General features: G+C 60.4%; 11 protein-coding genes and 1 pseudogene. All 12 read left to right on the top strand.

All coding sequences use genetic code 11. The features are described from left to right. Positions 1-296, top strand: a pseudogene (locus AAAX59_RS08950) (ABC transporter ATP-binding protein); the annotation flags it as partial. A gap of 1 nt (position 297) precedes the next feature. Then, positions 298-723, top strand: a complete 426-nt coding sequence (locus tag AAAX59_RS08945; protein ID WP_349071506.1) for a hypothetical protein — start codon at positions 298-300, stop codon at positions 721-723. A gap of 780 nt (positions 724-1,503) precedes the next feature. Further along, on the top strand, positions 1,504-1,929 hold the full coding sequence (rpmE, locus tag AAAX59_RS08940) for a 50S ribosomal protein L31 (protein WP_349071505.1): 426 nt from the start codon (positions 1,504-1,506) through the stop codon (positions 1,927-1,929). Between the two features lie 342 nt (positions 1,930-2,271). Then, complete coding sequence (secA, locus tag AAAX59_RS08935; protein ID WP_349071504.1) at positions 2,272-5,079, top strand: preprotein translocase subunit SecA; 2,808 nt, start codon at positions 2,272-2,274, stop codon at positions 5,077-5,079. Then, the gene (gene prfB / locus AAAX59_RS08930; protein WP_117641061.1) at positions 5,079-6,227 is read left to right on the top strand and encodes a peptide chain release factor 2; all 1,149 of its coding nucleotides are present in this window, start codon (positions 5,079-5,081) and stop codon (positions 6,225-6,227) included. The genes secA and prfB overlap by 1 nt, the downstream gene beginning before the upstream one ends. A 166-nt stretch (positions 6,228-6,393) precedes the next feature. Beyond that, positions 6,394-7,284 (top strand): YitT family protein, encoded by an 891-nt coding sequence (locus AAAX59_RS08925; protein WP_349071503.1) that lies wholly within the window; start codon positions 6,394-6,396, stop codon positions 7,282-7,284. A gap of 207 nt (positions 7,285-7,491) precedes the next feature. Next, the gene (locus AAAX59_RS08920; protein ID WP_117746563.1) at positions 7,492-8,322 is read left to right on the top strand and encodes a transketolase; all 831 of its coding nucleotides are present in this window, start codon (positions 7,492-7,494) and stop codon (positions 8,320-8,322) included. Between the two features lies 1 nt (position 8,323). After that, positions 8,324-9,265, top strand: coding sequence for a transketolase family protein (locus AAAX59_RS08915; RefSeq protein WP_006235309.1), 942 nt, complete (start codon positions 8,324-8,326; stop codon positions 9,263-9,265). A 447-nt stretch (positions 9,266-9,712) separates the two neighbouring features. Next, positions 9,713-10,933, top strand: a complete 1,221-nt coding sequence (ftsE, locus tag AAAX59_RS08910; RefSeq protein ID WP_349071502.1) for a cell division ATP-binding protein FtsE — start codon at positions 9,713-9,715, stop codon at positions 10,931-10,933. After that, positions 10,920-11,840, top strand: coding sequence for a permease-like cell division protein FtsX (ftsX, locus tag AAAX59_RS08905; RefSeq protein ID WP_349071501.1), 921 nt, complete (start codon positions 10,920-10,922; stop codon positions 11,838-11,840). The genes ftsE and ftsX overlap by 14 nt, the downstream gene beginning before the upstream one ends. Before the next feature lie 123 nt (positions 11,841-11,963). Beyond that, complete coding sequence (locus AAAX59_RS08900) at positions 11,964-14,099, top strand: RNB domain-containing ribonuclease (RefSeq protein ID WP_349071500.1); 2,136 nt, start codon at positions 11,964-11,966, stop codon at positions 14,097-14,099. Positions 14,100-14,276: 177 nt separating this feature from the next. Then, the gene (locus tag AAAX59_RS08895) at positions 14,277-14,381 is read left to right on the top strand and encodes a recombinase family protein (protein ID WP_349071499.1); all 105 of its coding nucleotides are present in this window, start codon (positions 14,277-14,279) and stop codon (positions 14,379-14,381) included. Positions 14,382-14,506 lie beyond the last annotated feature (125 nt).

Here is a 14,506-nt window from a genome sequence, read left to right as displayed (position 1 = left end):
GAATGAAGCAGCAGGTAAAGCTTGCCATGGCGATAGCGACCGGTTGCCCGTACCTCATCCTCGATGAGCCGCTGAACGGCCTCGATCCGGGAAAGCGGAAAACCTCCTGCGACGCGATGCGCAGCGAGGTGGCGCGGGGACGCAGCGTGCTCATCTCAAGCCATCTGCTCGACGACCTGGCAGACCTCACCAATACGTTCTACTTCATCGAGGCCGGCACACTCGTGGAAAAGACCGAGTCGTCCGCGCAAACGCTCAAGCAGGAATACCTCGATACATACGAAGGGGGTAAATGATATGAAGACCGGCTCCGCCAAAATACCCATTGCGCTGGCGTTATTGGTCGCGATAGCCGCAATCGTAGTCTCTGCCGTATCCATAAAAGATGCGAACACCTTGAAACATGGCATTTCCGAAGGGTTCCGCCTAGACGGAGTGTACCGAGACCACGAGACCGGCTTAACCCAGCTCTCCTTCCTTGGGGAAGACGAAAACAGGTGGCAAATCGTCGACAGCAATGGAAATGTGACCGACGGTTCATTTGAGACAACCGGCGATCCGAACATCTTCATGTTGGCCGACCAATCAGGAGATGATTACGGATTTGTCCACCTGGCTTACGCCTCCGCAGACGGAAACCAAGGAAGCCTTTATTTGAACACCGGAACGTCGGTGCTCGAATTTGACAAGGTAACCAGCGGCCCGGCTTTCGTCATGCCGTAAATGCAAATCGAGCGTCACGAGAGAAGAGGGGACTGGCCTTGCCAGCCCCCTCTTCCCCTTACGGTCAAACGTCCAGTTCGTGAATCATGACCACCCGCTATGCGGGTGGTCATGATTTAACAATGTCAACTGAACCTGATCCAGTTTGGTTGATTTCCGATCTCAGCCGAACGTATTGAGCGGATAGGCCGTTCCCGCGGTCAGCCGAACGCCCCGAGGCTGTCAGTGGTAGCGTAAAGGTGAACACTTGGGCCTGCCGTGGGCCCCGGGGACCGACTTCGCGGCGCCCTTCACGCTCTTTCCGGACATGACGTCCCCCGATCTCCCGGGGCCGGCGACCTTTGGCAGATGAGCTCTAATACTTTTCCGAGAAGTGAACGAGTAAAAACGAGACCCCGAAGCATCCGCGTTTTAGAAGGATAAAACCGCAGGATTCGAATGGCAAAACCGCAGGAAATGACAGCCGAAACATGCCGATGCCTCAGGAGTCCAAAAGAGGTCGTTCACTTCTGGGAAAAGTATTAGACCTGGACGCACATCAGGATCCGGCCCTCAGGGTATCGGATTCCCATATTCATCCGTACATGTACGGATGAATATGGGAGGTGTTCGGATGAAGTTGATATTCAAGGCCAGCTCGTGTTGTGCCGCAAAGACCGTGAACCTTTTGTGGGACGCGCGACGCCGTGGTACCATAGCCGAGTTTGTTGTCTTGGTCGGAAACCAAGACGCCTTATGCGCTGATCGGTAACCAGCGCCTGACCAATAAGGAGTCCTACCATGAAGCAGGGTATCCATCCCCAGTATGTCGAGTGCACGGTGACGTGCTCCTGCGGCAACACCTTCAAGACGCACGCCACCGTGTCCGAGATGAAGGTCGAGCTTTGCAACGAGTGCCACCCGTTCTACACCGGCCAGCAGAAGTTCGTCGACACCGGTGGACGCGTCCAGCGCTTCGCCGACAAGTTCGGTGGCGCCGCTGCCGCTCAGCTCAAGAAGGCCGAGGAGGCCAAGGCTGCCAAGGCCGCCAAGGCTGCTGAGGCCGAGGCCGCTCGCAAGGCTGCCGCTGAGGCTAAGGCTGCCGAGAAGGCTAAGCGTGCCGCTAAGTTCGCCGAGGAGGCCGCCAAGCAGGCTGCCGAGGCTCCCGCAGAGACTCCCGTCGAGGAGGCCGCTGCCGAGGCCGAGACCACCGAGGCTGCTGAGTAAATAGCTCGCCGCGGAATCACTCGCATTCATGGCATAAGGGCCGCGCATCCATTTGGGTGCGCGGCCCTTTTCTTTTTATTGGTGCAAACTAACCTGACCCCGCGGCACCAAGTTGGTGCATGGGGGTCAGGTTTCTTTGCACCAAATGGCAGGGGATACGTCGTTTGCCCAGATAAAACCTGCCAAAATAAACCTGTCCCTTTTTGGCAGGTCGGTCGTAGTTATTACGTGGCGGTCGAGGTCGACCGCATAGGCTGCGCCCCGTTTGGCTAAAGTACAATTATCTGTGTTTAACTCGCCCAAGGCTGCACGGCGTGGGCGATGGCCAAAAAGGAAAACCACATGGGATTCATGTCAAAGCTGCTGTCCTTTGGATCCGATAAGGACCTTAAGCGCTACTACAAGATCGTCGACCAGATCAACGGTCTTGAGCCCCAGTTTGAGAAGATGACCGAGGAGGAGCTCCGCGCCCAGACCGATAAGTTCCGCGAGCGTTACGCCAACGGCGAGTCGCTCGACGACATGCTTCCCGAGGCTTTTGCCACCGTGCGCGAGGCTTCCAAGCGCATCACGGGCATGCGTCACTTTGACGTACAGCTCATCGGCGCCATGGCGCTTCATGAGGGCCATATCGCCGAGATGAAGACCGGCGAAGGTAAGACCCTTGTCTCCACGCTGGCCGGCTACCTCAACGCTATCGCCGGCAAGGGCGTGCATGTCGTTACCGTCAACGATTACCTGGCAAAGCGCGACTCCGAGTGGATGGGCCGCATCTACAAGTACCTGGGCATGACCGTCGGTCTGCTCCAGAACAACATGCCGCTCGAACTCAAGCGCCCGGCCTACCAGGCAGACGTCACCTACGGCACCAACTCCGAGTTCGGTTTCGACTACCTGCGCGACAACATGGTCACCCGCCCCGAGCAGCGCGTACAGCGCGGCCACCATTACGCCATCGTCGACGAGGTCGACTCCATCTTGATCGACGAGGCCAGAACGCCGCTCATCATCTCGGGCGCCGGCACCAAGTCCGCCAGCACCTACAAGGACTTCGCGCGTGCCGTGCGCGGCCTGGAGCGCGGCGAGGACGTGTCGCACGACATGCTCACCGCTACCGAGGACGTGGAGCCCACGGGCGACTATGTCATGGACGAGGCCAAGCACACCATTGCCGCCACCGAGCGCGGCCTTAAGAAAATCGAGCGCCGCCTGGGTATCGATGATATCTATGCCGATCTCTCCGGCCAGCTGGTCAACCACCTGCAGCAGGCGCTGAAGGCCCAGTACATGTTCCACCGTGATAAGCAGTACGTGGTCACCAACGGCGAGGTCAAGATCGTCGACGAGTTCACCGGCCGCATTATGGAAGGCCGCCGCTATTCTGAGGGCCTGCACCAGGCCATCGAGGCCAAAGAGGGCGTGCTCGTACGCGAGGAGAACCAGACCCTGGCCACCATCACCCTGCAGAACTACTTCCGTCTGTATGACAAGCTTTCCGGTATGACCGGCACGGCACTTACCGAGGATGCCGAGTTCCGCGAGATCTACAAGCTGCCCGTCGAGGTCATCCCCTCCAACAAGCCCGTGCAGCGCGTGGACCACGAGGACCTGGTGTACCGCACCATTCAGGCCAAGTACAACGCCGTCGCCGACGATGTCGAGCGTCGCCACGCCAAGGGCCAGCCGGTCCTGGTGGGCACCGTCTCCATTGAGAGCTCCGAGAAGCTGTCCGCCGCCCTTACCAAGCGCGGCATCGCACACGAGGTCCTCAACGCCAAGCACCATGAACGCGAGGCCCATATCGTGGCCCAGGCTGGTCGCTATGGCGCCGTGACCATCGCCACCAACATGGCCGGCCGTGGTACCGACATCCTGCTGGGCGGCAACCCCGACGAGTTGGTGCGCGAGCGCCTGGAGTACGAGGGCCTGACCATGGAGGACGTGACGCCCGAGCAGCTCGAGCAGTTTAACGCCGAGGCCAAGGAGACTTGCAAGGCCGAGCGCGAGCGCGTGCTTGCCGCCGGTGGCCTGACCGTTATCGGCACCGAGCGCCATGAGTCCCGTCGTATCGACAACCAGCTGCGCGGCCGTTCCGGCCGTCAGGGCGATCCGGGCGAGACCCAGTTCTACCTGTCGCTCGAGGACGACCTCATGCGCCTGTTCGGCGGCGACAAGATGGACCGCGTCTCCAAGATGATGGTCACGGCCGACATGGGCGATGACATGCCCATCCAGCACAAGATCATCTCAAAGGCCGTCGAGAGCGCCCAGCACAAGGTCGAGAGCATCAACTTCTCCATGCGCAAGAGCGTCCTTGAGTACGACGACGTCATGAACAAGCAGCGCCAGGTCATCTACGCTGAGCGCAATAAGATTCTGGACGGCAAGGACCTGACCGACCACATCACCGAGGTCATGCACGACACCGTGTACCGCTGCGTTCAGGAGTTCTGCACCAAGGACAGTCACGATGGCGAGCGCGACCTGGAGGGCCTGCGCAAGTGGGTTGTGGAGCTCACCGGCCACATCGATACGCCGAAGTTCCCCGACGAGGATTATGAGGCTCTGGCTGCCGATGTCCTGGCTTACGTAGAGAAGTGCTACAACATGAAGGCCGAGCGCTTGGGCGAGGACCTGATGCGCGAGCTCAACACCCAAGTCATGCTGCGCGTCATCGATACCCGCTGGATGAACTACCTGCAGGAGATGGACTATCTCAAGACCGGCATCGGCCTGCGCGGCTTTGGCCAGCGCGACCCGCTGGTCGAGTACAAGACCGAGGCCTACGGCGCGTTCCAGATCCTCGTCGACACCATGTACGAGGATTACCTGCGCACGGTTCTGCGCATCGAGATCAAGGCTGCCCCGCGTGCCGTGGAGCACAAGGAGGAGCCCGCGCTCGAGGGTGCGCACTTCTCCGGTCCTGCCGAGGTCGATGGTGACAACGGCGACTCGGTGCTGCGCAAGCAGGCGCAGGTGCAGGCCCGCACGGCTGTCCAGGGTGGTCCGGCTGCCGTCAACAACGGTGGCAAGGTGACCACCTATCGCAAGTCCGAGAGCGACGATCCGTACGTCAACGTGGGCCGCAACGACCCGTGCCCCTGCGGTAGCGGCAAGAAGTTTAAGTACTGCCACGGCAGGAATCGTTAATGGCTGAGGCTTTAGAGGTAACGCCCGCCGAGCTGGACGCGTTTGCGGACCGGCTCGGCGAGGTCGAGTCGTATCTCCACTTGGACGAAAAGCGCACGCGCGTGACCGAGCTCGAGGCCAAAAGCGTGGCCCCCGGCTTTTGGGATGACGCCGACGCCGCCCGTGCCACCATGGAGGAAATCGCGCGCACCAAGGAAGATATCGCTGCCGTGGACAACGCGCGCGGCGAGCTTTCCGATGCCCGCGCCGCGCTGGAGCTTGCCGAGGAGATGGGGGATGACCCCGATGCCGCCGCCCTTCGCGAGGAGGCTACAGCCACGGCTGAGCGCCTGGCCCGTGCCATCGATGAGCTTGAGCTTTCGAGCTGGTTTACCGGTGAGTTCGATCACGGCGATGCCATTGTGACCATCAAGCCCGGACAGGGTGGTCTGGAGGCCCAGGACTGGACCTTCATGCTCTTTAAGATGTACATGAAGTACTGCCAGCGTCGCGGCTGGAAGGTCACGATTAACGACTGCCCCGCTGCTGAGGTCATCGGCATCGACCGCGCGACCTTTACCGTCGAGGGCAAGGACGCATTTGGCATGCTGCGCGCCGAGGCCGGCGTCCACCGCTTGGTTCGCATTAGCCCCACCGACGACAAGAAGCGCCGCCAGACCACGTTTGCCGGCGTCGAGGTCATCCCCGTGCTACCCGATGATATCGACATCGAAATCAGTCCCGATGACATCCGCGTGGACGTGTACCACGCGAGCGGCCCGGGCGGTCAGGGCGTTAACACCACCGACTCCGCCGTGCGCGTGACGCATTTCCCCAGCGGCATTGTGGTCACCTGCCAAAACGAGCGCAGCCAGATCCAGAACAAGGCCGCGTGCATGCAGATCCTCAAGGCTCGCCTGTACGAGATTGAGCTCGAGAAGCGCGCCGAGGCCCTGGATGAGATCCGCGGGCCCAAGACCACGATTGGTTTTGGCAACCAGATCCGCAGCTACGTGCTCTACCCGTATCAGATGGTTAAGGACCTACGCACGGGCGTTGAGACCAGCAACGTCGAGGCAGTTCTTGACGATGGTGACCTGGACCCGTTTGTTATTGGCTACCATCGCTGGGCCACTGGCAACGCTGACGCAGAGATCCCATCTGCATAAACCGCCCGGTTTATGTGGAAATGGATAAAACCCTCCGAGCAGGGTGGTTTTGTATCCAAAGCAAACCCTGCGCAGGGGTGGTTTTTGTTCGGCGAATCGGTAGAATCGAATACAGCAAGAAGTTCGAAGCGCATCCGTTTGGGTGCGCTTTTTTGAGGGAGGTAGCATGGCATATCGTCTGGACATCAAGCGCATTCTATCGATGAACTTCTTTCACGACCTGCCCCAGATTATGTTGGGGTGCGCTCTGGCCGCTATTGCGACCGACCTGTTTTTGATTCCCAACGGCCTTGCTGCCGGTGGTGTTACGGGCCTTGCCACCATTATCCAGGCGGTCGGCGCAGCGCGAGGCGTGTCGCTTCCTGTCGGTATCCAGACCATCGTGATGAACGCCTTGCTGTTGCTGGTCGTTATGCGCGAGGGCGGTATGTTCTACGTGGTGCAGACCGCGACGGGCTTTGTGCTGCTGGGCTTCTTTACCGATCTGTTCGCCCCGTTTGTAGCACCTCTGGCACATGCGGACCTGATGCTCCCTGCCATGTGGGGCGGCATTATTACAGGCATCGGTTACGGCATGGTGCTGCGCGCCGGCGCCAACACCGGCGGCTCGGACACGATTGGCCAAATCATCTCGCGTAATACCTCGCTGCCCGTGGGCTCGACCGTCATGGCGATCGATGTTGCCGTATGCGCGCTGTCGGCTCCGGTCTTTTCAATCGAAAATGCACTATATGCAGGCCTTTCGATGGTCATTAGCGGCTACGTGATCGATGCCGTGGTCGATGGTGGCAACAAACGCCGTATGGTACTCATCATCTCGGACAAGTTCCCTGATATCGCTGCCGATATCATGTATGGCCTGGGTCGTGGTTGTACCAAGTTTAAGGCGACTGGCATGTATTCGGGTGCCGAGAAGCCGGTGATCATGGTCATCGTGAACCGTCGAGAGCTCAATACCCTCAAGACGATCGTGCGCGAGCGCGATCCTCACGCCATTGTGACGGTCGCCGACGTTACGGAAGCTTTCGGCGAGGGATTCAAGGACATTAGCGCGTAGGGCCGACCGCGTCCCATCCAAAAGACGTTCACATTGATAAACCGTTTCATCAGCGGTTCTGCCTGCTAAATTGTTCAAATAATGATAAAAACTCTGGTAAAGCCATCAGTTTCCAGCATAATGAATGACGTACGTGCATTGCGGCTGTGTTGGGATTACCTTCGGTGCCGTGCGCATTTTGTCTAATGAGGATGAAAGGAAGGCACAATGAGCGACGAAGAGCTCAAAAAGGTTGCCAACGAGGTAAGGAAGGGCATCGTCACCGGCGTGCACGCTGCCAAGTCCGGCCATCCGGGCGGTTCGCTCGGCGCTGCCGACATCATGACCTATCTGTACTTTGAGGAAATGAACGTCGACCCGGCCCATCCCCGCAAGGCCGACCGCGATCGCTTTGTGCTTTCCAAGGGCCACTGTGCACCTGGTCTGTACGCTGTGCTCGCCGAGCGTGGGTTCTTCCCCAAGGAGGATCTTGAGACGCTGCGCCACATCGGCAGCCACCTGCAGGGTCATCCCAACATGAACGACACTCCGGGCGTTGACATGTCCACCGGTTCGCTCGGCCAGGGCATCTCCGCCGCCGTGGGCATGGCCGTTGCCGCCAAGCACTGGGGCGATACTTATCGCACGTACGCCCTGCTGGGCGATGGCGAGAGCGAGGAGGGCCAGGTCTGGGAGGCCGCCATGTTTGCCGGCAACCAGCAGCTCGACAACCTCTGTGTGATCGTCGACCACAACGGCCTGCAGATCGACGGTCCCGTCGAGGAGGTCAACGACCCCATGCCGCTCGCCGACAAGTTCCGCGCCTTTAAGTTCCACGTGGTGGAGCTTGCCGACGGCAACGATTTCGATCAGATCCGCGCCGCCTTTGCCGAGGCTCGCGCTACCAAGGGCCAGCCGACCGCCATTATCGCCGAGACCACAAAGGGCAAGGGCGTGTCCTTTATGGAGAACCAGGTTGGTTGGCACGGCAAGGCCCCCAATGATGAACAGTTTGAGCAGGCCATGGCAGAGCTCACGGCCGCCGGAGAGGAGCTCTAGGATGGCAGACGTCAAGAAAATCGCCACGCGCGTAAGCTACGGCGAGGCCCTCGTCGAGCTCGCCAACGAGCACGATGACTTTGTGGTCCTCGACGCCGACCTGGCCGCCGCCACGCAGACCGGTAAGTTCAAGGCGGCCTGCCCCGACCGCTTCTTCGATGTGGGCATTGCCGAGAGCAACCTGATGGGCGTCGCCGCCGGTATCGCGACCACCGGTCGTGTTGCCTTCGCGAGTACCTTTGCCATGTTCGCTGCCGGTCGCGCCTTTGAGCAGGTTCGTAACTCCATCGGCTACCCGCACCTCAACGTTAAGATCGGTGCCACGCACGCCGGTATCTCGGTGGGCGAGGATGGTGCCACGCACCAGTGCTGCGAGGATATCGCCCTGATGCGCGTCATCCCCGGCATGACTGTGATCGTTCCTGCCGACGACGTCGAGGCCCGTGCCGTGACGCGCGCCGCCTACGAGTGCGACGGTCCGGTGTACATGCGCTTTGCCCGTTTGGCCTCGCCGGTTATCAACGACCCCGAGACCTATAAGTTCGAGTTGGGTAAGGGCATTGTCATGCGCGAGGGCGCCGATGTGACCATCATCGCCTGCGGCCTGATGGTCGGCGAGGCTCTCGAGGCCGCCGAGCAGCTCGCTGCCGAGGGCATCGATGCTGAGGTCATCAACATGCACACCATCAAGCCCATCGACGCCGACCTGATCGTCAAGAGCGCCACCAAGACCGGCCACGTCGTGACCGTCGAGGAGCACTCTGTGATCGGTGGCCTGGGCAGCGCCGTTGCCGACGTCCTGTGCGAGCAGTGCCCGACGCCGCTCAAGAAGATCGGTGTCAACGACACCTTCGGCGAGTCCGGCCCGGGTGCCGAGCTCCTGCACAAGTACGGCCTGGATGCCGCCAACATCGTGGCAACCACCAAGGAGTTCTTGGCCTAGGACAAGACGAGGCAAAGTATCGCCTCAACAACCACATACAAGCCAGAACAGGGGCGTCCCCAAAGAGGGCGCCCCTGTTTTTTCGGCAACAAACAAAACAGGCCCGCACCAAGCAAGGGCTTCCTCCGGGAAACGGGCCCATTCCAGCCACGTTCAATTCAGCCCCCAAGCATGGCGCTGCTGCACTTAAGCAAAACGCAGCGACCCCTTAGTTACCGCAGGCCGGACACAGGGTTACCTCCCAAATCTTTCCGCAGGACGGAGGAGCCCCCGCAGCGCGAAGCGCGCAGCGGGGGCTCCGACATGTCCGAGGACGATTTGGGAGGTAACCCTGTGCACGGCCGGACAGATCCCAAAGCACGCCATGCTTCTTATGTGCAGCAAAGCTAATGCTGCTAAAATACAAAGCGCTCATGTAGTTTAAACGCACGACGATAAGGAGCACCAGTGGGTAACCACTTCCGTACCTCCGGTGCGGGCGATGATGCCCCCAAGACGCAGACAGGCGTCCAGGGCAGCCGTTTCGCCACTCCGGATTCAGAGGGCCAGCCTGTTGCTCAGGCCCCCGCTCAGCCGGCAGATCAGGCACAGCCGGCATCCGATCCCTTTGCCTACAATCCCACCAGCGATGTTACGCTTTCCGGCACGGCGGGTTTTGAGCCCGTTCAGGCTGTGACCGCTCGCGTGGAGCAGCCTCAGGCTGGCGCCGCCGCGCCGCAGCCTAGCATGGCCGGCATTCCCGACCCCATGGCTCCTGCGACACCGGCTCCTCAGCCTGCGCAGTCTGGCCTCTTTGCCGCTATTCCCGATCCCACGCAGCCTGCTGCCCCGGTGGTCGAGAGCGATCAGGCAGCCGAGGTCGCAAGCCTCGATAACGCGCTCAACAACCCCGATTTTACGTCGGTGTTTGCGCCCATCGATCCGCAGGCCAGCCGCAAGAAGATGGCCAAGCAGGCCGGTGTCGAGCCCGTCATCCTTATGGAGCATGTCACCAAGATCTATCCGGCACAGCCCAACAAGCCTGCACTCGACGACATCAACATCGAGATCTATCCGGGTGAGTTCGTCTTCCTGGTCGGTCACTCCGGCTCGGGTAAGACCACGCTGCTGTCGACGCTCAACCGTGACGTCAAGCCGACGAGCGGCCGCATCCTGGTTGCCGGTCAGGACCTCATGAAGATCAAGAACCGCAAGGTTCCGTTCCTGCGCCGCCAGATTGGCGCCGTGTTCCAGGACTTTAAGCTTCTGCCGCAAAAGACCGCCTACGAAAACGTGGCGTTTGCCCTGCAGTGCATCGGCAAGCCCAAGGGCGTCATTCGCAGCCAGGTGCCCGAGGTGCTGCGTCTGGTCGGTCTGGCCGATCAGATGGACTCGCTGCCCGACCAGCTTTCCGGTGGCGAGCAGCAGCGCGTTGCCGTCGCCCGCGCTATGGTCAACCGTCCGCCGCTGCTGATCTGCGACGAGCCCACGGGTAACCTCGACCCGGCGATCTCGCTGGGCATCATGAAACTGCTCGAGCGCATTAACCGCACCGGCACCACCGTGATCGTCGCCACGCACGACCGCGAGATGGTCGATAGCATGCACCGTCGCGTGATCGCCCTCGAGGGCGGCCACGTTATCCGCGACCAGGAGAGGGGAGGTTACGGCAACTATGGCACCAACTAACGTGGGCTACTCCTTCAAAGAGGCAATCAGCCACTTCTTCCGTAACTGGACTACCTCGCTCGGCGCCGTCATCACGATCTTCCTTTCGCTGTTTATCATCGGCCTGTTCATCATGGGCTCCGCGATGCTGAACTCCGTGATCGGTACCGTCGAGGATCAGGTTGTCATCAACGCGTTCATTAGCGATGACGCTGATCAGGCCGATGTTCAGGCTTTTGAGGCCGAACTTAAGACGTGGAATAACGTCAAGTCCGTGACCTATAAGGACAAGGACGACGCGCTGGCCGAGTATACGAGCAAGATGTCGGGCAACGCCGACGCCACCATGAGCGCGCTCGATGGCCAGAACCCGCTGCCGGCTTCCTTTGCTATTGAGATGGACGATCCGTCCAAGGTCGAGAGCACGGCAGAGAAGCTCAAGAAGGATGACGATTTCCAGAAGATCGCGGATGACGGCGACGTCAACGCGAGCGTGCTGTACGGCCAGGAGGAAGTGAGCCGCCTGTTCCAGGTGACCAACTACATCCGCATTGCCGCCGTGGTGCTCGTTGGCCTTCTGACCTTTATCGCATTCATCTTCATCAACAACACGATTCGCCTGTCCATCACGGCGCGTCGTCGTGAGATTGCGATTATGCGTCTGGTCGGCGCCAGCAACGGCTTCATTCGCGGCCCGTTTATCACCGAGGGCGTACTGCAGGCCATTTTGGGCTCGCTGCTTTCCATCGGCGTTCTGGAGCTGCTGCGCAATCTGATGATTCCGCGTCTGCAGGAGAGCATCGGCTGGATGTCGTTTGCCCTGCCGACGCAGTACTACCTGGTGACCTATGCTGCGCTGATTCTGGTCGGCGTGATTATCGGTCTCTTTGGTTCTGCCATTGCCATGCGCCGCTACCTGCGCGTGTAGGCATGCCTGGAATTCATCCCTTCCAACGGGTCGTCTCTTATGGGGCGGCCCGTTTTTTGTCCCCTAGGGATGATTTGGGTAGACTCTTGGGATGTAAACGGCAATCGATAGTTAGGAGGCGCCATGGGGCGCAATAACAAGCATAAGCGTGGAGCTCGCAATAAACGCGGGCCGGTGCGCAGCGAACGCCGTCCGAGCCTGACCGGGCGCGTGCAGCTCCATGAGCACAGTGCCTATGTCATAACCGAGAATGGCGACTACAAGGTCATGGGCCGTGGCAAGCGCGAGATTATGGATGGCGATACCGTTGCCGTGAGCATTAAGAACAGCCCGCACGGTGAGCGGCGCGCCGTGATCGAAGGCGTGGTTGAGCGCGCAGCCATAAGCGTAGTGGGTACGTACCAGACCGCCGGTCCGCTCGGTGTGATCGAGCCGCTCGATTCGCGTCTGAAGGCCGACTTCTTCATTCTGCCCGAGGATACCTCGGCGGATCGCCTGGGTGTCCACCCGGGTGATGCTGTTGTCGCGCGCATTTTGACCTACCCGACGCGCCTGGAATCGGGCACCGTGACGATCGAGCGCCGCATTGGCGGAGATGACGCGCCCGATTTGGGCGTTCAATATGTGATGGCGCGTTACGGCTATACCGATAGCTATCCCGAGGCCGCGCTGGAGGAGGCCGAGGGGCTTTCGCTCGATGTGTCCGCGGCGCTTAAGGACCCGCTCCGTCGCGATCTGCGCGACCGCTTTGTCATCACGATCGACCCGGTCGACGCGCGCGACTTTGACGATGCCATTTCGTTGGAGCGCACGCCCGAGGGTGGCTACAAGCTGGGTGTGCATATCGCCGACGTTTCACACTATGTGGCTTGGGACGGGCATATCGATCTTGAGGCTCGCCATCGTACGACATCGGTGTATCTGGCCGATCGCGTGCTTCCCATGCTGCCCGAACGCCTGTCCTGTGACCTGTGCTCGCTTCGCCCTGACGAGGACCGTCTTGCGTTTACCGTCGATATCGAGCTCGATGAGCAGGGTCGCGTGCGGCATTACGATCCGTACCCCAGCGTGATTCGCTCGCGTGTGCGTATGGACTATGACGGCGCCGAGGCGCTGCTGGTGCGTGCCGGTGCGGTTGAGTATTCGGTGCTGGAGGGTGCGGCCGAGGATGTTGCGGCTGCCGAGGCCTCGCGCGAGGAAGCGCTTGAGCGCGGTCTTGCGTGCGAGGAGACTGCCCGCGGCTACAACATCGACCTCGGCGATTTCCTTGTCGCCGCTAACGAACTCGCCGAACTTCGCCGTCGTATTCGTCGCGCCCGCGGCTCAGTCGATTTTGACACGGCCGAGATTCGCGCTCTATTGGATGAGGACGGAGTACCCGTGCAGATTGTGGCGCGTGAGCGTTCGTGCGCCACGTCGCTTATCGAGGAAGCCATGCTGCTCGCCAACGAGTGCGTTGCAGAGTGGCTGGCAGACCGTGATATCGAGGCCTGCTATCGCGTGCATGAGGATCCGAGCCCCGATAGCCTGCACGGTGCCGCCGTTGCGCTGGCGCAGCTAGGCATCATCGACGATCGCCGTGCTGCCGGTATTGCCCTGGGGAGCCCCGATGAGCTGCAGGCTGCAGTTGATGCTGCCGCCGGTACGGCCAACGCACCGCTCGTCAACACGCTGCTTCTGCGCAGCATGCAGCGCGCGCTGTACAAGCCGCGCAACGAGGGCCACTTTGCGCTCTCCGCGCCGTGCTACTGCCACTTTACGAGTCCCATCCGTCGCTACCCCGATCTGGTGGTGCACCGCGTGCTCAAACTGCAGTTGGCCTATGAGCAGCTCGGCGGCAAGGACGCCTTGGTCCGTACGCCGCGGCTGATCGGCAAGGGGCGCGAGTCGCTGCCGCGCATTCTGCCGCAGATCTGCCGCGCATGCAGCGATGCCGAGCGCGCGGCAGATGCCGCCAGCCATGCGACGCAAAAGATCAAGATTGCCCAGTACTATGAGGACCGTCTGGGCGAGCGCTATGCCGGAACCGTCTCGTGGGTTAGCAGCATGGGCCTCTTTGTGCGCTTGGATCTAACGCAGGTCGAAGGCTTGGTTTCGATCAAGAGCCTGGGCAACGAGTGGTTCGAGTTCGACGAGGACGCGCTTACGCTGACGGGCGCCGACACGGGGACTCGCTATGAACTGGGCCAGCGCGTGATTATCGAGGTCTCGCGCGTCAATACCACGCGTGGGCACTTGGACTTTAAGCTTATCCATTAGCCAAATCCCGACTCGTGGCGGGAGAGCGGAGGGCGGCCTTTCGGGACCGCCCTCCGCATTTGAATCGTGGCCACCTTACCGTCTGCTCGGCCGCCCGCTTACCTGCTATTTGAGAGGTAAAACCTACCAAAATAAACCTGTCCCTTTTTGGCAGGTTTACAAGAAAGCGGGGATGAGATGGCGACGGTGTACGGTTATGCGCGGGTGAGTTCGCGCGATCAGAACCTTAATCGGCAGCTGGATGCGCTGGGCGCCTATGGCGTGGGCTCGGCGAATATTTAGGCTCTGTTAGACCAAAATTGACATATAGCATTTTTCCGATTTGGGACGATAATGCCCGGGGGCAATTTGAATTTGCTCCCGGGCATTAGTCTATTTTGGAGGTTTGAATGCGGTCAAAACTGATA

This window comes from Collinsella sp. CLA-ER-H2, from assembly GCF_040092405.1.
Classification (GTDB): Bacteria; Actinomycetota; Coriobacteriia; order Coriobacteriales; family Coriobacteriaceae; genus Collinsella.
Note: the sequence above shows the minus strand (reverse complement) of the source record. Positions and strands in the feature narration are given on the sequence as shown.

Coding starts and splice junctions, on each gene's coding strand:
- AAAX59_RS08945 (WP_349071506.1), top strand. CDS start 298: ATGAAGACCGGCTCCGCCAAAATACCCATTGCGCTGGCGTTATTGGTC.
- AAAX59_RS08900 (WP_349071500.1), top strand. CDS start 11,964: ATGGGGCGCAATAACAAGCATAAGCGTGGAGCTCGCAATAAACGCGGG.
- rpmE (WP_349071505.1), top strand. CDS start 1,504: ATGAAGCAGGGTATCCATCCCCAGTATGTCGAGTGCACGGTGACGTGC.
- AAAX59_RS08925 (WP_349071503.1), top strand. CDS start 6,394: ATGGCATATCGTCTGGACATCAAGCGCATTCTATCGATGAACTTCTTT.
- AAAX59_RS08915 (WP_006235309.1), top strand. CDS start 8,324: ATGGCAGACGTCAAGAAAATCGCCACGCGCGTAAGCTACGGCGAGGCC.
- AAAX59_RS08895 (WP_349071499.1), top strand. CDS start 14,277: ATGGCGACGGTGTACGGTTATGCGCGGGTGAGTTCGCGCGATCAGAAC.
- secA (WP_349071504.1), top strand. CDS start 2,272: ATGGGATTCATGTCAAAGCTGCTGTCCTTTGGATCCGATAAGGACCTT.
- ftsX (WP_349071501.1), top strand. CDS start 10,920: ATGGCACCAACTAACGTGGGCTACTCCTTCAAAGAGGCAATCAGCCAC.
- AAAX59_RS08920 (WP_117746563.1), top strand. CDS start 7,492: ATGAGCGACGAAGAGCTCAAAAAGGTTGCCAACGAGGTAAGGAAGGGC.
- prfB (WP_117641061.1), top strand. CDS start 5,079: ATGGCTGAGGCTTTAGAGGTAACGCCCGCCGAGCTGGACGCGTTTGCG.